Raw genomic sequence first — 20786 nt, forward strand, 5'->3', positions numbered from 1 at the left:
ATTAACAGGAGAAAGAGAGAGGAGGAGGAGACTGATAAACCTTGAGTCAAACTAATAGTTCCTTAAACAAAGATAACATAAGTGCAATATTGACAGCAGTCGCTGTCATTTCGCTCATTGTTGGCTTTGGGATTTATTTTAATTTTTATAGTAACCCATCTGAGAGCTATTTACAACAAAAACAGCTAGAGGATTCGGTCGTTCAAGCGTCAACCAATAATGGAAACTTTGTAACAATAAAGTTAAACAAGACCGCCTTTATGCATATAGACAAAAGCATTTACCCACAAGCCCCCGAATTGCAAGGAATCGCTTCTTATATTAATACTGAAAATGGCAATCCCATAAAACTTGCAGATCTCAAAGGAAAGGTAGTTCTTTTTGACTTTTGGACCTATACTTGCATAAACTGCATCAGAACAATTCCATATCTTAATGAATGGTACGACCGGTACAGGAGATCAGGGATTAGTAATCTTAGGAGTTCACTCACCAGAATTTGATTTTGAGAAAAATCCTATTAACGTTCATGATGCAGTAAAGCAATTTGGAATCAAATACCCTGTGGCTCTTGACAGTGATCACAAGACTTGGAATGCTTATAATAATAACTATTGGCCAAGACACTATTTAATAGATTCTCAAGGATACATTCGAGATGACCATATAGGAGAAGGAGGTTATAATGAAACCGAAAAGACGATACAGACTCTTCTTGCAGAAAAAGCAGCTTTGGATAACAGAACCGAGATTTCATTTGATCTCGATAAAGGAAGGTCGTCAAATACATCATCATCCACACCATCGTCACAGAGCCTTCAATATGTAGACTTTAGCCAAAATATTTCGCCGGAAATATATCTTGGATATCAAAATGCAAGATCTCCATTAGGAAATAGCGAAGGATTCCAACCAAATTCGGATGTAAATTACAAGCTGGACATAAACAATAATAATAATAGTAGTAGTAACAACAATGCAACAACATTTGTGCGAAATCTGGTGTATTTGGATGGAGTTTGGAAAAACAACAATGATAATGTGGAGCTAGTCAGTGATAGTGGTAAAATTATTCTTACGTACTACGCCAAGTCAATTAACATCGTTGCTTCAGGAAACGGGCAAAATGCTACAGTCCAAGACACTGATAACAACAAGAATATTAGCGGTATTATTGGCAGTAGTGGCGACGTAGGCAGGGGCGAAGAAAACTACAACAGCGGTCTCGAAGAGAATCAAAATCTAAACGATACTAATCATGCTCTTGATTTGGATGAAAAGGACAATATAATAGTAGACAAGCAACGATTATACAATATCGGCCTGTATGACGACTATCAGCCAAGGTCTGTAGTAATTGATATAGAAGGCAGTGGATTCAAACTCTATACATTTACCTTTGGCTAAGACTTCACTACAACCACCACACACAGAGACCATCCTACCTATCCTTTTTACAAATTGATATAAGCCCACACATTAATCACAAATTTTTTCGATTTTCCTATAAAATATTGTAATTTATTCATAACAACAAAGTGTGGTGTTTATCCTGAGAATGAAGGTTGTTGCATATGCATCTGGATCAGATCTGGACATAATGTGGAAAATCGCTTATAATCCTCAATTCTAATCTACTTCTCATGAAAAATATAGGACACAAGAGCTTTTATAAAAAAATCACAATTCTGGCAGTAGTTATTGTAGCTGCTGTGGTAACGGTATATCTGGCTTCACCTTTGTTCATATCCACGGAAGTAAATGAACCATTTCCTCCAAATTCTGCTTCTGCATCAGTCTCTTTTGAGGATTTTAACACTATGACTGAAGACGAGAGAGCCAAAGCCGCAGAAAACATGAGTACTTCTCAGAAAAATGAATTAATGACCCGCTATGCTAATTTGGACAATAATAACGCTACTAATATCATAGATGAAACTATGAATGAAACTATTAGTATTTCATCATCATCATCATCTTCTTCTGCTGGACTCAATAATTCTATCCTTTCAGGGTCATTTACAGGCGCCAATGATGGAATTCACAATGCTCAAGGTACTGCAAGAGTAATTCCACTTCAACAAGATGATGCCAAAGTTCTTAGGTTAGAAAACTTAAAGGTGACAAACGGACCAGATCTGTATGTCTACTTATCAACAGATAAGAGTGCATCTGATTTTGTCAACCTTGGAAAACTAAAAGCTAATAATGGAAATCAAAATTATGATATCCCAAATGGAACTGACTTGACAAAGTATGATACTGTATTGATATGGTGTAAGGCATTTTCCGTCCTATTTGGTAGTGTCGAGCTCAAACCTCAACAACAACAACAATAAAGTCTTTTGGCTTAACCCAGTTCATCTTATCAATTACAACTTTTTCTTATATTTTTTGATATTCTAATCCAGTAAATCCTTATCCTAGATGGGAGGGGAAAATGTAATTTTGATATTCATTGCTATAACAGGAGATTGATTAATAAGCAAATAGTTTGATCTTTTTAATAATCTGGATCAGATTTGGAATAGATTTGGAATAATGCTTATAATCAAAGTATCATAAACCTACTTTTGATAATAATATGTCAGCAACAACAAAAATATTAGCAAAAAGTTTTGAAAAACCAGACGAAGTAAGAACGTTTGAAAAGGGAAAGGTAGAGATTGTAAATCTGGGCAATGTGATCATCGGTAGAGCAACACTCGAACCAGGATGGAGTTGGAGTAAATGCGTAAAACCACTAGTGAATACAGATAGTTGTCAAGCTCCACATACATCAGTCATAATTTCTGGAAGAATGAAAGTCAAAATGGATGATGGAACAGAACTTGAAGGTGGACCGGGAGATACAGCAGTTATACCACCGGGGCATGATGCATGGGTAGTAGGAGATGAGCCATGTGTTTCAATCGACTTTACTGGTATGGGAGACTATGCAAAGAAGCAAGAGTAACAGTATTTTCTGCCATAATTACTAAACCAAAAACTATAATTTTTTTTAAAGAAGTCTACCTTTTCTGATAATAGTTTACCACGTTCACAGTCTGACCGAATAATCATAAATGGATTGTTCGTTGGTTAGATACTTTACTGTTTTAATAAACAAATCTGTTTAATTGAATAAATAAAAAAATGGTGAATCAAAAAAAATTCATGTAGTTTTCATTGCTTTTCTAAAATGCTCGAGATTCTTTGCTATTTCTTCATTGAAAGACTCTTCAGTGTAACCATGTGCTTCTATACCGTGTTTTTTTGCATTTTCTATAAGTTCTTCTTCTGTTTCACCATACATTGTATGGGTACAAACTGGATCTCCAGCATCTTTGCAATTAAGGCTTATTGTCACATCCAGAAAATGTTTTACCTGGAATTAAGGCTATCTGTCAGATTCTTTCTTCTTCTGGAAAAAAGATCCAGTTTATTTTCTTATCTTTGAACGGCAGTAGATGAAACGATAATACCACAAGGCTATACATACAGCTACTGATCTTTGACTTGCTCGTCAATTAGCTAAATGAACCCTAAAATATGGTCAAATTTGTCACTAATCCCAAAGCGCCCAAACTAAATGATAAGCTATGGGGTAACGATATGCTGATATACTGGGATGTGAACCCATATCTTCAAAGATTCCTCTCAATTTAGTTCGAGATTATAGTTTGCTTCTGGTTTTCTTAAAGTTGTGATTAAATTTTTATAGAACTACAAAATCATGATATCTGATTCCAATCGAAAATATGAAACCAATGCCTTGTTTTTTATATCTGTATGTTGAGAACGTAGATGAGACTTACAAAAATGCACTATTGGCCGGTGCCACTTCAATGAGAGAACCCGCCGATGAATTTTATGGAGACAGAGGTGCGGGAGTTTTAGATTCTGCAGGCAATAACTGGTATATCGCAACTCACAAGAAAGACGTTTCAAGGGAAGAACTCAAAAGGTTGGCAGAAGAACAGATGAAGAAAATCCAAAATAAGGATTAAATATTGAAAATCAAATTAGTTCCTTCATAGATTGCATAACTTTTGATAAATATTCTTTATCGATTCATGTCCTGGACTATTTCAATCTATTTTTACATGACTACTTACTCCAAATTGGTATTGTTATACTCTTGGTGTAATGTGTGTCCACTTAGTTAGGTACAAATAAATTAGAACCCTACAACCATTAGGAACTTAATCATCAAACACCCAGAACTGTTATAAATAATTATGACAACTTAAGACTATGCTTAGTATTTTGCGCAAAGACAAATTTATCCATTTATAAATTCTATAACAAAAAAAAGACAGTCATAAATCAGTATTTAAGAGAGTGACTTGAAAGATAAAAGGAAAGACCTTGCACATCAACGAGACCCTAGTAAAAGATTTCTATAATTCATTCAAAAATAAAGATCTCGTTTATGATAGGTTTTGTCAGGACAACATTGAATGGATAACAATGGATGGAATGCCCAATGGTGGAACATACATCGGATTAAAATCGGTTTTTGATGAATATTTTCCAAATATGTTGTCGAATTTTCAAGAATTTTATGCAAACCCTTCAGAGTTTCTATGTATTGATGACCAGGTGATCGTCTTTGGAAGTTATAGCGGTCAAACAAAAAAGGGTACAAGTTTTATTGTTCCTTTTTGTCATGTGTATAGAATTAAGGATAGCAAAATCAGTCAATTCAAACAATTTACAGATACTGAAATAATACATGAGGCCATGAAAAGTTAATTATCTCTAATGGGTAGTATCATCAAAAAACTTTCCCATAATTTTTCCCTATGATCGACTCTTCTTCATAGGAAACCTGTCTATTAGCCAATAATTCATCAACTTTGAAAAAATAATCATTAAGGCCTGGTAGAATGATTACAATTGCATGTCCACCTTTCGTGCCTACTTCAAATCTATGATAAGTATCATTTCTTACAGACTGTTCTCCAGACTTACTTTTAATCATTTTTCATATTAAATGAGGCGGTAATTTCCGTCAACTATATGAAAGGTTTCTGAACTTTTTGAACGTGTATATAAGTAATGCTGGTCCTACAATAGGTGGATGAAATATATCTGGAACAGTATATTTATAGTCTGTTTCGGAGATACGGACCTTGATAGTAAACTTTGCACCCTGAAAATCAAATGATTTGTCATTCCTAAACCAATTAAAATTTTTCGCATTTATTCTTACTATTGAAAGATAAAATAGGCATAAAGTTGTAATAGAATCCTATCACCGCTAGGAACTTAATCCCCACGGCGGACCACCATAGCACTTTGTACCGTTTTTGCTTCGCTGCAATTTTTAATCTGAGAACAAATTAAATAAAGAGGTTACGAGCATAAACATGGATGACTACTTTCATAAGACCGCCTTTAGATTTTATAGTTACAAGAGAGGATTGGTGCAGATATGATTTATCTGATAACTCTATTTTGAAGGTTAAAGTGGTTTTAACGAAAGTTTATAAAAATCAAGGTCAACTAATGTGTGAAATACATCCGATTCATGTTATCTTGACAAACGAAAAAGGAGATCCAGACCTAAAAGCATATTCCGAAGAAGAACTTAAAGCCTCAATCAATGGGGATATTCGATTTACTACCGTGATTGAGGATTGGAACGAGTATGTAGTTGATGATGGGACAACTATAAAAATTCGACCACTAGTTTTGAAAATTGCAAAAACATCAAAGTTTGATTCAAAGGGTTTTCCCAAGTATATCTGTGAGATCCGTGGTAATATGAAAAAGGAACCTCCTGCATCATAAATACAACAAAATAATGTTGTTTGCACCATTAATTTAGATCAACATGCTTTGGGATAAACAAACCTTCTGAATTGACTGGGGAAGAAATTTTATTAGTTTTAACGTTTCTGACTTAATGTTACACTAGCCTTCTAATCCCTTTGGAACTTCATTAGTCTAATTTTTAAGTTGAACTTTTTTGAATTTATCTTACATGTCTGATTGTATAACTTTAACTCCTCTTCATCAATGCGTGCCCATTAACCAGCCAATTCTTTAATCCTTGATATCGTATGCCTTAGTATTTCTGGTTCAGCCCTTAATATCAATATGTTTAAAAATAATATGTTTATATCAATTGTAATTTGCAAAAAATACTGGATAAAATATACCACTGGGTTGATTTATCCAAACTAAAGGTAGAGTCAGATCATGCTCTGATAAAGTCTCAGAAAATTGATTTTGTTGGAAAGGTGACTGTCACCGATAGATATGGCTACAACATAATAATTCTCAAGGAAGCTGAGATTGTCAAAATTTCAACGTCATATAAATTCGACCAACAACTAAATAGTCAAATTCCAAATATTAAGAACATTAGTTATGAATTCCTAAGCAATGTGGAATTGTCATTATTACAAATGAATTTACAGTATGTCTTTATCGATAAAAACCATAACCCAGTAAGTCTGGATGGAAAAGCAGTAATCAGTATTGACGATTTAGAATCTATTGAGATAAGTAAGAATCTTTATTTCGATGGATTTAATCAAAATCTTTTCTTCGAAGCAGTTACTAACGTAATAAATGCGATAAAAATACTTGACATTCTGTATCAAAAAACGTACTTGAAAGAGTTACCTAATAAGTGATACAATATTAAATCCCGTCCATCTTCAACTTAAATCCAATGACAGTTTCAAATGCCTAACATATTTCATATTCTCTCTTTTATTCATTCATAACTAAAAATTATGGAAGTAGATCGAATCTGGACACTACTTCTCAAAATAGGATCCCCATTCACGTGGAGATAGATATACTATCTTTAAACCGTTGTTAGTAATTTAATTTAATTTAATTTAATTTAATTTTGTTAATCTAGTTCATCAGAGAAAAATTTATTGTTAAAAAATATCCTTGCCTTCTCTAGGCTAATTGTTATCTATCTTAGTTTATTGCCTATATAGCCAATAAACTACTCTGGCTAATTAAAAATATAATCCGATTCAACACATTTAGATACATGTCCACAACTTGGACAGCTTTCTAAATTTGAAAAATTCTTATGGAAAGTATGATCACCAATTCGGTAGATATTTGAAATATGGTTATAATCACATTGTTGACATTTTATTCTTAGAGTCACACTATATAATGTCACCACATAGTATATTAGTCTTTTATAACCTGACGAAAAGAAATCTGCTTATGAGGTTTCACTTAATCAAGTCATAATTCATTGACTATCATAACTCATTCGTCGAAGATGTAGAACACAAGATACTTAATCAAATTTATTTCAATTTATTAGTCTAGTCGTTCTTATCATAGTATTATATAAAACTACAATCATGTCAGAACCAACAAAAAAAGTAAATTCACAGTTTGAAAATATAATTGATTGGCTCAAAAAGGACCCTGTCTGTAATGTAGATGCAACTTTAGACGATGACCATACAGTTTCTATTATTAATACCAGTTATTTTGAAGATTTTAAAATTGGAATTTACATTTATAAGAACGATGTTGGAAGAGTTGAAATTATGTCAAGACCCCGTCTTTTAACTCAAGATGGTAAAACTTTGCAGAACGCAGATGATAAAATAATTAATGATTTTCAAACACAATTGACCAAGGACTTGTTAAAAGTGGGCGTGTTCTGTTCATTGCAAGCAAACAAGGACGGCAACTCTATTGGACTCACGTTGATATACCCATTGTTTTTTGATAATAATTTGACACGCGAATCATTTATGCGCGCCGTTCATACAGTTGCCAGGGCCTGTCTCATAACTGCCATGGAATTTGATGAATTCCTTAGGGTCTAATTTTTTCATTGTATATAAGATATAAATGAAAAGCAGTATCTAAAATAACTTTATATAATTCTGTACAAATATTTCATAATGACCATACAATTCTACTTGGTTTCTTTTGCAATCATTACAAGTCTTTTGTTGCTTCCGTTGGTTCCTAGTATGCAGGCACAAAATTCAACATCTAATAACGCCGAACAACAGAGGATATCTCTAAATCCATCTGAAGCAATTTACAATGCTAACAACAGTCAATTGGTGAGTGCCAAGAATGTTTCATCCGTTCCCTATCTGGTCACAGAGGAGCATTATGTTGAGAACGGTTTGCTAAATAATTCAGTTAACGTAACTAATAAGGAAACTTTTGTTGATACTCATATTTCTGACAAATTGCAGTTAGGTACAGGAACTGGTGTAATAGAGACGTCCAATGGAGAAAGCATTACTTGGGTTGCCTCTGGTCTTGGAATGGTTGAAAGGGATCAATGGACTTTCTATACTATATATCTATTCAATAGTACCAACAGTCAATCCTTAGCAGTATTAAACAACACCTTGGCCATATCCAACAGTACCACAGGATCGGGATCGCCAGACTATATGTGGATTTTGAAATAGATTGATGTGAAGACAGTCTTTATACACACTTTTTATTTCCTCTTTTCATATGACGATCTACGAACTTTGGTGAAATATTGAATGTGGGGTTCTTTAGATGTTGTGGTACGAACTTTAATTGGTAATACATTGTAATTAATTTTATTATTCTCTTCAGATCCGATTCCTTATTAGGGTAATAGAATCCCATTACCCCAAGGGACTTTATCCACACGCGCCCAAACTAAATGATAGTGATGGTGGCAATGGTGATGACTTAAACTGCGAAGACATTGATGAAAGAAACTTCCCAGTCGGAAACAATGATCCAAACAACTTTGACGGTGACAACGATGGTATAGGTTGCGAAGCTGAGGATCTTAATAACAATAATAATGGTACTAGCTACAGTGATGACTTAGACTGTGCAGATGTTCAAGAAACTAATATTACAGTTGAAAGCGATGATCCCAATAACCTTGATACTGATGGCGATGGCACTGGATGTGAGACGAACGAAGAGAATGATGCTCAGACGAACAATGATGAAAGTAACGACAGTGAAAACGATATCAAAGACAGTAATTCCTGTACTGCTGAAGAAGCAAGTCGCGATCACACATGTACAAGTAGCAGTGGTGACAATGACGATATAGATGACTGGACAGATCCACCAGTTGAGGAAGAAAGTAGCGATAACACAAATGAAAATGAGGATCAAATTACCATTACTGAGGAAAGCCCAAACGGTGAAGATGAAAGCAACAATAACGATGATAATGAAGACTCTAACTTTGAAGAATCAGATGATCGTGAAGATGATAATAGTAACGATGAATCAAATGGAGAAGAGAATATCTAAGATTAATATTGTCTAATTATCAGATTTTCTTTTTTCTACTAGTACAATAATATGAATATGTTAAATTATGTATATATGTTGACTATCTTATCCCTCTGAATGTTGGATTCTGTTCAACCTTGAACCGTATCCCCGCGCTCTCAACCTGATGCCCTGTGGAAATGATCTCCATGGGTTCGGATCTGTGGAGTCATCAATCCTAATCCAGCCAACTGGCGTACCAGATTGCGTTACTTTTGCATCAAAAATATCATTATTGATTGCTCATATCAAAGAAAAATACAAAAATTATTCTTAATGAAGAGAAAACTATTCTGAAAAATTGCTTAAATATTGGATATCCATAACCATGGTGTTGAAAGGATTTCATTCCTTGGTTAAATGTTTAACGGTTTTGTCATTAGTAGCAGTCATTTTTTCAGCAAGTAGTTTTTCTCAATTTTTGAATAATAGTGCATTAGCCCAAAGTCAAGAAGAGAACAACTTGCAGTCATCATTTTCCAATCAATCAGCAAAAGTAAATGATCTCTCAAAAGCCATCTTGGATAAATACAAACCTAGAGTTTTAGAACACTTGTTTAGCAATGAGACAATTGCTAGTAATATCTCTTCTAATTCCTCTATACCTGTGTCAATTGTAGTAGGAGTCGTTTCTCCAAATGGACCTCAAGTATCTGGATATGGTAATATTTCTAAAGACAATCCTATCCCTGTTGACGGCGATACAGCATTTGACATAGGCTCTGTAACAAAGACGTTTGTTGCTACTGCTTTAGCAGATATGGTCGATCAAGGCGTAGTGAAATTAAGTGATCCATTGGAGATGTATCTTCCATCCAATGTAACTGTTCCTTCATATGATGGATACAAGATCACATTGGAAGATTTAGCAACACACACTTCTGGATTACCATATTGGCCTCCAGATTGGGTATGGAATAAATACTATACAACTCAACAAGTCTATGATCTTCTTTCAAATTCCACACTTCAAAGTGAACCAAAAACCTATGCTAATTACTCTAATATTGGAATGGGTATGGTGGGACATGTCCTATCCCTAAAGACAGGAGTTTCCCTGGAACAGCTTCTCAAGGACCGAATATGGGATGTTTTGGGAATGAATAATACAGGGATTGCAATGAATGCAACTAGTATTTCGATTCCTGAAGACATGAAATCAAGGTTTGCAGTGGGTCACATGGCTGGAAACGAAAGTGGTTTGATATTCTTGCCACTAGAATTGCAAGCTGCAGGTGCAATGTACTCTACTGTCAATGATCTTCTAAAATACGTATCTGCAAACTTGGGATTGATAGATACAAAGATTAACGTTGCTATGGAAGAAACTCAGTCCATTAGATATCCATTCGAAGAACTGCAAGTTCCATTTCCAGATCCATCAGGAAATGAATCAATTCCCTATGCATATGTAGGATTATCTTGGTTTAGTACAACTAATTTAGGCACTCAGGTAGTCTGGCATAATGGAGGTATTGATGGCTATAGCTCGTTTGTCGGATTTAATCCATCCAAACAAATAGGCTTGGTAATCTTGTGTAGTTGTTTTTTTACAGACGTCCCACCAATAGAAATGCTAAAAATCGCTATACCATTCCTCCTTTACTATCCTGACCTTTGAAAAATATTTTTATCTTTTTGCACAACAATCCAGTGTATGACTCTTGAGAGTTTTATTTTAAAAATACCTTTACATGGTATACTTACTTTAGAACTCTACTACCACTAGGAACAACCCAATGGAGGATAGGTGTGTCATTTCTACTCTAAAAATATCATCATGATATAGATAAAGATATTAAGTTTATAAGAAATTCTTTATTGATTAGTTAAAAACATGTGATTGGTAAAATAAGATCTGCTCAAAAAATAGAAAAAATTATGGAACCTTGACTTTTATTTATTTACAGGAACCGTGATTCCAACCTTTCTTGTATGCAGCTACTTCTTGCTTTGTATCAGCCATCGGATAATATTTTTTACAATGATCATGATCATACCAACCTTGTTGACACATTTGTATCAAATCTGGACTTTTATATTGTTGTTCACACCAGTGTGATGCAGCATCTACAGGTTGAATATTTACTATTGATGGAGCAAAGGCCAATGATGTTACGGCAATTGCTATTGCAATCAATTTTGTTGTAATTTTCATTGTTATTGTTGAATTTGACTAGTATAAAAATATTTTAATAATAATTAAACATTTGAAACTATTGTTTATTTCATCCTTTTTTATTGAGTTTTTTTGATTAAGAGAGACACATTGTATCAAATATGTTATATACTACCATTGTCATTGTTAGGTAATGAAATTCAGCAATCAAACAAGTAAATTATTGGTATTGGCTATGACATTAGGAATAGCCGGTATAACGGTGATATCAACAAACCTTGCTCCATCTACGGTATTTGCAAACGTCTATTTTGTAACTAATATGACTGGACAAGAAGAGGTTCCACCTGTCGATACCCAAGCTGTAGGCGAAGCAATATTGACTCAGGATTTACCTCTAAATCAAACCGTGCACTACTTTGTAAATGTCACTGGAATTGAAGGAGTATCACAGGGACACATACATAGTGGAGCTGAAGGAGAGAACGGTCCAATTGTCGTAACTCTGTTTAATTTTGATTCTCCTCAGAATGAGGTTCTTCAATACAGCAATTTCACAGCAAGTAACCTTGAGGGTCCAATGCAAGGAAAAACAATGCAAGACTTGATAGCGGCAATGAAGAATGGTACCACCTATATCAATGTTCATACCGAACAAAATCCAAATGGAGAAATTAGAGGTCAGCTAATGAATGTATCATAAACTCCAATAAACACTCTTTTTCAAAAGTTTTATAATTTTTTTAAGGCAACGAAAGAGTTCATTTATTTATTTTGAAATATAGGTATTATTTTATTCTTAGATATCCTTATCAAATAACTCACATATATCACAAGCAATCTGATTTGAGACCTTTACAGTTCTAATAGTGTTTGGAAATTTGGGTAGTGAAAGTACTGAATAAAATTTTACCTATGACAAATAGAATTAGGAATAGACTAGTGTTTTTTATTCATCATCGAGTCGTTCACGTTATCTTGCGTTAGAACCCTTCTACCATACGTAACTTAATCCCCACGCGCCCAAACTAAATGATACCGATTATGGTAATAACATCATAATTAATGGAGAGTATACTCCACATTCGTTTTTACTATGTCTAAGACGATTAAAGAGAATTAAGCAGTAAAACAAGATGCGAAAGTAAAATTAATACTAGCCTCTTTTCTTGTTCAGTTCGTCTAGATTATTAGGATCAGTAGATATGGTTATTCCTCAATCTAACCTCCACCTCGCATGTCCTATATTATCTCTGTTATTGTCATATGTTCTTGGAATTTCGATCTCTAGATTGTCAAATATGTACGATACTTGAAGGTCTTTGGCTGTTAGCCTTTCTATAGTTTTAGCTATCACGTCTGACTACTCGAGAATTTTCTCTTGGTAAATTTGAACGCGACAAAATGTTGCTTGACCATTTTGTTTCTATCGTTTCTAAAATTTTAAAGATCAAAATCGTGGATTTACTACTTATAAAGATGTAGCAGGTTCTTAATTTGTTAGCATCATGTTTTGATAATTATTAACAAAAACTATTTCATTGAATCCGTTAGGTTGTCATCTTCCTTACTAATCTTTGAACTCGTTGCTAGTAAAGATGTTATTCTGGGATTGTTTCGGTGCTCTTCTGGAATATCTTGATATTGAAATTTTTAACGTTACCTATATATTTTATAATCTGCTGAGTTGACTTTTTCTTAACCGGGTCCCATTGATTTCTTACTAGGTAATAATAATCATGTCCTTTTATCTTTTTAGTTAGAATAAAAGCCATGTTTTTAATACCAAATTATAGAATCTTAATCCGTTATTATATAATACTCTAGTGCTAACATGGGTATTGAAGAGATTATTGTTAAAAAGATAGGTTGTGGTAATGAGTCTAATTAAGCAGAGTCTAAATCGAAAATTTACTGTGTATTTTTAACACTTCAAATCAGCCATGTAACCGTATTTTATGAAAGATATTATGCGACGAGATGGCAGTAAAAGATGCTATAATTATACCCACAATGTCTCTCCAAATCTCATTGTTACTAGGTCTTTCAGCTATAATAGAATATCCGGAAACCATGTGAAAGTTGTCCAGCAACCAAAATACTAGACTCCCCCATCCCAGTATTCCGGCTATTAGTGCACCTAGTCTAGCTCCAAATCGCACAAAGTAAATTGAGACAAAAATAAGTAGGTACCACACAGCTGCTATGAATAGCCAAAAGGGCTGCAGAAATTGGACTCTGTCATCTAAAAAGTAATAGGTCGTACCTATCGCCAAAAGCAGGAATAAAGAAATCAATAGAATCTTGTAGTTAGCAGACATAGACGTACGTTCTTTTTTGATTAAACTCTTATCTTTCTTCCTTTTGTATTTATCTTCTTCATTAATACAATATCTCAGCGAATCTTCAAACGATTTTAGCTTTATTGGAATAATTTTTTTGATTTGATCATCCTTTACTACGGCTTCATGTTTAAGACTGTCAATTAATGGCCTTGCCAATGACGCTTTTATTGGAGTAACTAGGTCTACCCAATAAGATGATAGTCTTGGAGTTAGAAACGGAATGATCAAGATATTGATAGATTTTCCAAGGATTTTAGCATAAATTTTCATCATTTCAACATAAGTAAGTATGTCTGGACCACCAATTTCAAATGCCTTTCCTTCAGTTTGTGGGATTTCAATTGAGCTAGAGAGGTAGGTAATTACGTCATCTATGAATATAGGCTGGCATTTAGTAAGAACCCATTTAGGACAAATCATTAAAGGTAGTCTTTCGACCAAATACCTTAACATTTCAAAGGAACCTCCGCCACTTCCTAGTATAACGGCTGCTCGAAAAATTGTCACCTTAGCGTGTGATTTTTTCAATATATCTCCTACGTGTTTTCTACTAAGCATATGTTGAGAAAGTTCAGACTCTTTTCCGTGCGTTAAACCTCCTAAATAGATAATTCTTTTGACCCCGCATTTATCCGCAGCTTTTGCAAAATTCTCTGCAGTTTCTTGTTCCTTTTCTGAGAATTTTTTCCAATTCTTTGATGAGCCCTCCATTGAATGAACAAGATAAAATGCTACATCCACATCCTTTAGCGCCTTTAAACAATCTTCATAGTTACTTAGATCTCCTTCCACGATCTCTACTCTTGATGGATTACCCTGTTTGTCCATATCTGGATTGCCAAAGGTATTTCTATTACGAGTCAAGCAACGAATTGTATATTTACTGTCTCGGGTATCTGGGATTTCGGATTTGATTTTTATTAATTTCTTTAGCAATCTACTTCCGATAAACCCGCTCGCACCAGTGACCAGAATTTTGAGACTATTGTTTTTTTGGTCTGGGGATTGATATTCGTCCGCAAATTTTGAAAATCCTCTTCTGTTATCTTGAGTTGTAAATATCATGGATCATAACATTGATAAAAATATAATGAGATCTTAGATAGTACCTTTCTATCATATAGTTTTAGGATATACAAATGCTTTGATATCCGTCATCCGGCCTGACATGTAACCGAGTAAAGCCCCGTATATCAAGTGAAAGATTAAGGAACCGGCTATAATTATTCCATAGAGGCCATTAAAATTGGAGGCAAGCGAATAAACATATTGATTTGGAGTTATTCCTCTGTTAAAACTGTCTATCATAGGTTGAATAGCAAGGGATGCAACAGGAACAAAGAACACCGCCCACAATACTGCCCCTACGATCATTCCAGTTTTTAATCCATGCCTAGCACTATAGGGTGACATGCGTTTCCAGAATAACGATACCTGGCCATATATGTTACCTGCTATAGTTCCAGTTACGACATGTAGGACGAATCCAATAAGTTGAGCAGTGAAAGGATCATAGTATCCAAGAGAGATCCCTATAACACCAAAAAAAGAACCAAGTGGTGTTTGAGAGATCAAGTCTATACTAACCAAAAGCCCAGAAATTCCCCAAGCAGCGATGAAGCCTGCCAATGAACAATAAAGAATAAACATTTTAGGAGATTTATGAATATTTAATGAACTCATACAAGTTATGTTCAATTAAAAGTATTTAACTAATAGCCAAACTTCTGTAATAGTGCCTAACAGGGGAGGGTTGTTTAAAAATAATTTTCAGGGCTTGAAAATTACTATCGGATAAAAGATATAACAACAAAATTCAAGTAAAAGTTATTCTATTTGAACCAAATCCACACCATTTTTTAAACCTTTAGGGGATCCAATAGATGTATATTCTCCAGATTAGAACTTTATTTTCTTGCAGATCAAATCCTTCTATATTATATGATTACAAAATATTAATGCTACCAGATTCTATTCAACCTTGAACTATATCCCTACGGCTCACTGAGTAATAGAGTTCAATATATCAGATGAACATTAACGAATATGATCATCAAAGAGGGCGTTGTTTGTACTGATTAAGTTTTTTTTTGAATTTATAGTCAAAAATTTGCAAAATAACACAAAGCTTATATAACAAATGCAGTAAGGTTGCGTTACTCATGGCTATGAGCATCATAGAATATTATATTAAAAAGAAATATAGGATGTTTTTTAACCAACAAGAAATTTTTTGGAGTGGTCAATTGATGGAGGAAGTAATTTGATGATCCAGCACTTTAGATCACAAATCAAGACTCGTACATTTGTTTGTACCCTTACAATCTCGATGTTTGCTTTGGCAATGTTTTCACTTGTTCATTCAAATTATGCTATGGTATCTTTTTTTCCAAATGCATTTGCTGTTAATGATACTGGATCTTTAGGTAGCTTGGCCGAAACTGTTGATTTAGGGGCCCCATTTTATATACAATATTATTCGCATAATGTGAGCGCACCAGATTCAGAATCGGAACCAAATCTTTATGTGAATCATACTAACGTAGGAATGATTAATGGAAGTTTGAGCGTATCTCATATTGGGAACACCACTGAGACTCTTAGAGATAATAACACGGTGTATCTACAAGGTTTTAGAAATCTAACAGCTGATAATGAAATGGGTACGGCTTTCTATGAATTCCAAGCTATAGGTAACTATGGTCCACAGGGCAATTACGAAAGTAGAGGAGTAGCGATTTTTGATGAAGCTGCTACTGGAAATCTATCATTCCTAGCGAATACGGTTGCCGTTTATAAGACCAGTGTTGATGCTGACGGAAACGGGGCATTTCTCATGTGGCATTGGAGATAAGAGTGAGGTGGTATTTGTTTAAATGATTCACAAAATAGAATCCGTAAATAACAGCGGTATAGTTTTTACTTTTACAATCCTTTCGCTTTTTTTGATCACGATGATTACGTTCGCTCCCCAAAGCCCGACCTTCACCTCTTTATGGAATGCACTTTTGAATTCGCAGACCGAAGCTTTAGCACAACCCTTGCTTAGAGATCAACCTTCCTCTCTAGATGGTATGAACTATTCAAAGCCTCAAGATGTATATAGTAAAGACGGCGTTTTGAAAACTGCCATCACAGTAGACTATCTGATGGGCAAGCTCGACAACAAGTCAATTGTTTCTATGGCCTATAATGGTTCGATTCCGGGACCTACTTTTCATGTTTATCCAGGAGATAGAGTTGAAATTGATTTGATAAATAATCTTAATGAGTCCACCAATCTTCATTTCCATGGACTTCACGTGTCTCCTATGAATAATTCTGATGGAAGTGCATCGGATAATATATTCCTGAATGTCGAACCTGGTAAGACACAGAAGTATATTCTGAATATTCCAAAGGACCACTCTCCAGGATCGAATTGGTATCATTCACATTTTCATCAACTTTCTTATGGACAAGTGTCTGCAGGTCTGTCTGGCATGTTTATTGTTGAAGGGTTAGAAAAGTTATTGCCAGGACCCTTACAGAATATCACGACACAGACCTTTGCTATGAGGGATATTCCCTTCGACCAGGCATTCATTACTACACAACACTTCCAACACAGCATGAGCAATACAAATACAGGCACTGAAAGAAATACAGTTAATGGAGAAATCAATCCAGTCATCAATATAACATCCGGAGAGACTCAGTTATGGCGGTTTGCAAACATAGGTCCTGAGAATGAGCTCGCAGTTGAACTCCCTGGTAACACATTCCATGTCATAGCTGAAGATGGTAGTCCAGTATGGGAGGTATGGAAAAATGATTCTCTTTTTCTTCCTTCAGGAAAGCGGTTTGATGTACTCGTGACCGCGACAGGCAACGGATCTATTCCACTTAATAATACATTTGCTGAACCCTACGGTACATGGGACCATAATATTATTGCAACCATAAACATACAAGGCAATCAAAATGATACAGAGAATTCAACTATCATTCCAACAAGTTTAAGGGCTAAGGAAGACCTGAATCTTGAAAACGTTGCTAACAGTCGAGTCCTTAATTTTTCATCAAATGACATAGAATGGACATACAAGATAGATAACCAGACGTTCGATCATAACCGGGTAGATCAAACAGTTAAAGTTGGAACTGTAGAGGAGTGGAGGTTAGTAAATCTTGACGGAGTAAATACAACCAATATTCATCCATTTCATATTCATGTGAATGATTTTCAAGTAATTTCAGTAAATGGGAAGCCATACGAAGCTAAGGGATTACAAGATACAGTTATTATTCCAACGGGCGGCGAAGTGGTTATTAGGATACCTTTTAATGATTTTGAGGGAAAAACCGTGTATCACTGCCATCTGATGTTCCACGGAGACTTTGGTATGATGGGTATTGTGGAAATGGTCAAATAGGTGATGGAATGTGAAGATTAACAATTTGAATACAAATATTTCCAAAAAAATCGTTGTTGTGACTTTTTTCGCAGTAATAACCTTTACCTTAGCCGGACTTGTAGGAGTGACTTTGCTGTCAGATTCATCTGCGGTAGCACAAGAAAGAGAACGAGAACGAAGTGACCCAATTACGGGCTGTTTCAAGGAAGTTGGAGAGACACTAGTAGCCCCTAACGGTATTCAGAATTGGACTGAAAGCATACAGAACTTTGATTCCTTAATACCTGCTGACGATACGTTGACGTTAATAAATAATAATGTAGTTGGAGATAGCGGTCCAGTAGCTGATATACCTGGGATATGGTATGTGCTAATAAATGGAAATAACACATCTCATGACAGGCAGATAGTATTGGACGAGGTTGATAGTCTTTTGGCATCCTCCAAACCAGGATTTACCAAAATACAACAGGATTCTCTAAGTAAGTGTATAGCTAATGAAACCAACTCTTTGGGTCCTACACCAAACTATTAGGAGGATAGCTCTTTAAGTAATGCAATCACTTAATACTTCCAAAACACTTTAATTCGCTACAACGGTTTTTATTCTGTCGATGGTAGTCAAAAGTTTTCTGAATCTTCTGAATCCTACCTGTAGGACGGGTTTAAAAAGGGGTAAATCATCCTTGCAAAAGGATTGTACTATCTAGGATAATCATTCCTCCCCGGACTACTTATTTCATCCTCTAAGTTATAACATAACTGATAATAATATGCTGCATTTTTTTACGGTTGTTTTAGATTGATGGATCATCCCCTGTCAGTCCTGTTCAGTTAACCGTTTATACTTCTCTGTTGTGATGGTTAACAAATAGATTCAACCAATTTTTTACACATACTACCTTGCAATTCAGTGGAAATCTTTAAATCGTGCTTTGCAGTTCTAAATAATTAGAATCTCTTTTAAAGAACCGTTATCAGCACTAATCCCCGCACGTCCAAACTAAATGGTCTCTAAGATGGTAAAGATTATACTAATCTATTATTAACTATTCTTTGTAAGATCTATTAGCATATTCAATATACTTGTATTCTTGTTAATGCTAAGGTCTTTTTCATTCCTCAGACATATTTTGTAGATAGTCGATTGTTCCACTGGTTCTGTCAACAGTTTATCCGATTTATTTTGTTTTTCTAAAAAAGCAAATTCCTTTTCACAATCAATTAATAGGTTATCTTGATCTTTGAAATACTTGTCCTTAACAAACTTGATAACATCATTCCATGTATATGCCTTTATTATGTGAATTAATGTCGTCGTCTTGCTTTGGTTATTCTCAAATACTTCAAAATAATCTATTGACTTTTCACAGTCTTTGCAATACATTTTTTTGCCAGCTTCTTTACATTCCCCACGAGCCTGCGTAAATATTTTCTTGCCCATCTCTAAGTAACAAATAATGATTTGTGGTTCTTCTTATACTGGTTCAATATTAAGAGGGTATATAGTAGATCAAACGTGAATATAGATATAAACAAAACTGGCAAGACTATAGAGCTTTGAGAAACGGGTTCAAAGAGATAAAAATGAATACTTGTCAAAGCAGTTCCTAACATTTTGAATACCGCAATAAAAATAGATTGTCCTCTTAATACCTTTTTTCGTTTAAAGAACATCAAAATAAATAGCACTGACATCAATAGGTTTTGACAAAATGCTGCATATACTCCATCAATATCGCCAAGAGCGATTCCACCATTCAATATTATACTGAAAGCAGAAGCTAAAGCAACTATGAAAACAGCGTATAGCTTTAATGATTGAACGTTAGGAAACTCTTTTGTATGATATTTGAAAAACTGAAAAACGATTACTACATCTAGACCAAACCACAGATAATTGATGTATAATTGAGGTGGGGAATGTGGCAAAACAAAAGAAAATATAAACTCCCATGAGATATTCGCACATAATGCAAAGACTGGCATACCATATGTCTTATCTTTATAACCTTTAGAAATAATGAAGATATAGGTAAGAATCCAAAATATTCCACCAGCCACAAGAATTATTGTTTGCATAGTTTTGTGTAGTATTGGTATTATTATCCAAATTTAAAAGGCTTACCTACGTTTAACAGTAAGAAATATGCATATCAATATTCTTTTAATCATTGACTTAATCTGATAGCTGTAAAATAGCCTCATCTTTAACCTTCTAAGACGCTCACTTGCTCTTACCATAATTGAGAAAACCTAATAGTTAGTATTCATATAATAATATGGTAGGATAATTGATGGAATTTATGTCCATAAATGAAAACTGGATACTTCCATTTGGACCAAGCAACCGTAAGTATGAAGACGGTAACTATTACTTATTCAGATTTACAAAGATTATTACCTTGCCAATATTATTAAGACAAATCTATGACTTCATTATAAACGGAAAGGTTACACCAATAAGGACTAAGATACTTCGCAAGCGAATAAGCGACAGACATTGGTCCTTCGTAAGCTATTCGGATAAAGACTATATCGGATCATGGAAAAACTGGAAAATATGATCCATCCTACTTTCAGTTGTTTAAATCACAAATCATAACTAACGGTGCTTGTCAGTTCATAGAATTGTATAAACCTGGTTGA

General features: G+C 34.6%; 24 protein-coding genes. 16 read left to right on the forward strand and 8 right to left on the reverse strand.

The genetic code is table 11. From position 1 onward, the window contains the following. Positions 1 to 41: 41 nt before the first annotated feature. The 4 genes from ACMT7R_RS00140 to ACMT7R_RS00155 all read left to right on the forward strand — a co-directional run bounded on the left by ACMT7R_RS00140 (position 42) and on the right by ACMT7R_RS00155 (position 2956). Complete coding sequence (locus tag ACMT7R_RS00140; protein WP_415309411.1) at positions 42 to 503, forward strand: redoxin domain-containing protein; 462 nt, start codon at positions 42 to 44, stop codon at positions 501 to 503. Beyond that, positions 436 to 1407 carry a hypothetical protein gene (locus ACMT7R_RS00145; protein ID WP_415309412.1) on the forward strand — a complete coding sequence of 324 codons (972 nt, stop codon included), beginning with the start codon at positions 436 to 438 and terminating at the stop codon, positions 1405 to 1407. Before ACMT7R_RS00140 ends, ACMT7R_RS00145 begins: the two co-directional genes overlap by 68 nt. 236 nt (positions 1408 to 1643) lie before the next feature. Continuing rightward, positions 1644 to 2339: a DM13 domain-containing protein gene (locus ACMT7R_RS00150; protein WP_415309413.1), complete on the forward strand. Its 696-nt coding sequence runs from the start codon at positions 1644 to 1646 to the stop codon at positions 2337 to 2339. Positions 2340 to 2584: 245 nt separating this feature from the next. Then, positions 2585 to 2956: a cupin domain-containing protein gene (locus ACMT7R_RS00155; protein WP_415309414.1), complete on the forward strand. Its 372-nt coding sequence runs from the start codon at positions 2585 to 2587 to the stop codon at positions 2954 to 2956. A 198-nt stretch (positions 2957 to 3154) separates the two neighbouring features. Here ACMT7R_RS00155 and ACMT7R_RS00160 read toward each other — a convergent pair whose 3' ends face one another. After that, positions 3155 to 3349: a DUF1059 domain-containing protein gene (locus tag ACMT7R_RS00160; RefSeq protein ID WP_415309415.1), complete on the reverse strand. Its 195-nt coding sequence runs from the start codon at positions 3347 to 3349 to the stop codon at positions 3155 to 3157. 400 nt (positions 3350 to 3749) lie between these two features. Here ACMT7R_RS00160 and ACMT7R_RS00165 point away from each other — a divergent pair, with 400 nt between their 5' ends. Both ACMT7R_RS00165 and ACMT7R_RS00170 read left to right on the forward strand, forming a co-directional pair. Further along, entirely contained in the window at positions 3750 to 3989 is a 240-nt protein-coding gene (locus tag ACMT7R_RS00165) for a VOC family protein (RefSeq protein ID WP_415309416.1), read from the forward strand. 361 nt (positions 3990 to 4350) lie between these two features. After that, positions 4351 to 4737, forward strand: coding sequence for a nuclear transport factor 2 family protein (locus tag ACMT7R_RS00170; protein ID WP_415309417.1), 387 nt, complete (start codon positions 4351 to 4353; stop codon positions 4735 to 4737). Positions 4738 to 4759: 22 nt separating this feature from the next. On the opposite strand, the gene ACMT7R_RS00175 is transcribed toward ACMT7R_RS00170, so the two are convergent. Continuing rightward, positions 4760 to 4966 (reverse strand): hypothetical protein, encoded by a 207-nt coding sequence (locus tag ACMT7R_RS00175; RefSeq protein ID WP_415309418.1) that lies wholly within the window; start codon positions 4964 to 4966, stop codon positions 4760 to 4762. Positions 4967 to 5358: 392 nt separating this feature from the next. Here ACMT7R_RS00175 and ACMT7R_RS00180 point away from each other — a divergent pair, with 392 nt between their 5' ends. The 5 genes from ACMT7R_RS00180 to ACMT7R_RS00200 all read left to right on the forward strand — a co-directional run bounded on the left by ACMT7R_RS00180 (position 5359) and on the right by ACMT7R_RS00200 (position 10897). After that, positions 5359 to 5778 carry a hypothetical protein gene (locus ACMT7R_RS00180; RefSeq protein ID WP_415309419.1) on the forward strand — a complete coding sequence of 140 codons (420 nt, stop codon included), beginning with the start codon at positions 5359 to 5361 and terminating at the stop codon, positions 5776 to 5778. Positions 5779 to 6122: 344 nt separating this feature from the next. Further along, positions 6123 to 6629, forward strand: a complete 507-nt coding sequence (locus ACMT7R_RS00185) for a DUF2299 family protein (protein ID WP_415309420.1) — start codon at positions 6123 to 6125, stop codon at positions 6627 to 6629. Positions 6630 to 7331: 702 nt separating this feature from the next. Then, positions 7332 to 7808 carry a hypothetical protein gene (locus tag ACMT7R_RS00190; RefSeq protein ID WP_415309421.1) on the forward strand — a complete coding sequence of 159 codons (477 nt, stop codon included), beginning with the start codon at positions 7332 to 7334 and terminating at the stop codon, positions 7806 to 7808. A 78-nt stretch (positions 7809 to 7886) separates the two neighbouring features. Then, on the forward strand, positions 7887 to 8414 hold the full coding sequence (locus tag ACMT7R_RS00195) for a hypothetical protein (protein ID WP_415309422.1): 528 nt from the start codon (positions 7887 to 7889) through the stop codon (positions 8412 to 8414). 1235 nt (positions 8415 to 9649) lie between these two features. After that, positions 9650 to 10897 (forward strand): serine hydrolase domain-containing protein, encoded by a 1248-nt coding sequence (locus tag ACMT7R_RS00200; RefSeq protein ID WP_415309423.1) that lies wholly within the window; start codon positions 9650 to 9652, stop codon positions 10895 to 10897. 279 nt (positions 10898 to 11176) lie between these two features. Here the strand turns inward: ACMT7R_RS00200 and ACMT7R_RS00205 are convergent, their stop codons facing one another. Next, positions 11177 to 11434, reverse strand: a complete 258-nt coding sequence (locus ACMT7R_RS00205) for a hypothetical protein (RefSeq protein WP_415309424.1) — start codon at positions 11432 to 11434, stop codon at positions 11177 to 11179. Between the two features lie 154 nt (positions 11435 to 11588). On the opposite strand from ACMT7R_RS00205, the gene ACMT7R_RS00210 reads away from it, so the two are divergent. Next, entirely contained in the window at positions 11589 to 12098 is a 510-nt protein-coding gene (locus ACMT7R_RS00210) for a CHRD domain-containing protein (protein WP_415309425.1), read from the forward strand. Positions 12099 to 12611: 513 nt separating this feature from the next. On the opposite strand, the gene ACMT7R_RS00215 is transcribed toward ACMT7R_RS00210, so the two are convergent. The 3 genes from ACMT7R_RS00215 to ACMT7R_RS00225 all read right to left on the reverse strand — a co-directional run bounded on the left by ACMT7R_RS00215 (position 12612) and on the right by ACMT7R_RS00225 (position 15423). Next, positions 12612 to 12752 (reverse strand): hypothetical protein, encoded by a 141-nt coding sequence (locus ACMT7R_RS00215; RefSeq protein ID WP_415309426.1) that lies wholly within the window; start codon positions 12750 to 12752, stop codon positions 12612 to 12614. A 580-nt stretch (positions 12753 to 13332) separates the two neighbouring features. Next, a complete protein-coding gene (locus tag ACMT7R_RS00220; RefSeq protein ID WP_415309427.1) occupies positions 13333 to 14805 on the reverse strand; it encodes an NmrA family NAD(P)-binding protein in 1473 nt (490 codons plus the stop codon). Positions 14806 to 14856: 51 nt separating this feature from the next. Further along, a complete protein-coding gene (locus tag ACMT7R_RS00225; RefSeq protein WP_415309428.1) occupies positions 14857 to 15423 on the reverse strand; it encodes a hypothetical protein in 567 nt (188 codons plus the stop codon). A gap of 550 nt (positions 15424 to 15973) precedes the next feature. Here ACMT7R_RS00225 and ACMT7R_RS00230 point away from each other — a divergent pair. The 3 genes from ACMT7R_RS00230 to ACMT7R_RS00240 are packed head-to-tail and all read left to right on the forward strand — an operon-like array spanning position 15974 to position 18672. Then, on the forward strand, positions 15974 to 16594 hold the full coding sequence (locus tag ACMT7R_RS00230; protein ID WP_415309429.1) for a hypothetical protein: 621 nt from the start codon (positions 15974 to 15976) through the stop codon (positions 16592 to 16594). Between the two features lie 22 nt (positions 16595 to 16616). Beyond that, positions 16617 to 18155, forward strand: coding sequence for a multicopper oxidase family protein (locus ACMT7R_RS00235; protein ID WP_415309430.1), 1539 nt, complete (start codon positions 16617 to 16619; stop codon positions 18153 to 18155). Positions 18156 to 18165: 10 nt separating this feature from the next. Continuing rightward, complete coding sequence (locus ACMT7R_RS00240) at positions 18166 to 18672, forward strand: hypothetical protein (RefSeq protein WP_415309431.1); 507 nt, start codon at positions 18166 to 18168, stop codon at positions 18670 to 18672. A gap of 510 nt (positions 18673 to 19182) precedes the next feature. On the opposite strand, the gene ACMT7R_RS00245 is transcribed toward ACMT7R_RS00240, so the two are convergent. Both ACMT7R_RS00245 and ACMT7R_RS00250 read right to left on the reverse strand, forming a co-directional pair. Next, entirely contained in the window at positions 19183 to 19581 is a 399-nt protein-coding gene (locus ACMT7R_RS00245; protein WP_415309432.1) for a hypothetical protein, read from the reverse strand. Positions 19582 to 19583: 2 nt separating this feature from the next. Continuing rightward, positions 19584 to 20219: a hypothetical protein gene (locus ACMT7R_RS00250; protein ID WP_415309433.1), complete on the reverse strand. Its 636-nt coding sequence runs from the start codon at positions 20217 to 20219 to the stop codon at positions 19584 to 19586. Between the two features lie 224 nt (positions 20220 to 20443). On the opposite strand from ACMT7R_RS00250, the gene ACMT7R_RS00255 reads away from it, so the two are divergent. Next, the gene (locus ACMT7R_RS00255; RefSeq protein ID WP_415309434.1) at positions 20444 to 20704 is read left to right on the forward strand and encodes a hypothetical protein; all 261 of its coding nucleotides are present in this window, start codon (positions 20444 to 20446) and stop codon (positions 20702 to 20704) included. Positions 20705 to 20786: the final 82 nt, after the last annotated feature.

The organism is Candidatus Nitrosocosmicus sp. FF01 (assembly GCF_047711275.1).
Lineage (GTDB): Archaea > Thermoproteota > Nitrososphaeria > Nitrososphaerales > Nitrososphaeraceae > Nitrosocosmicus.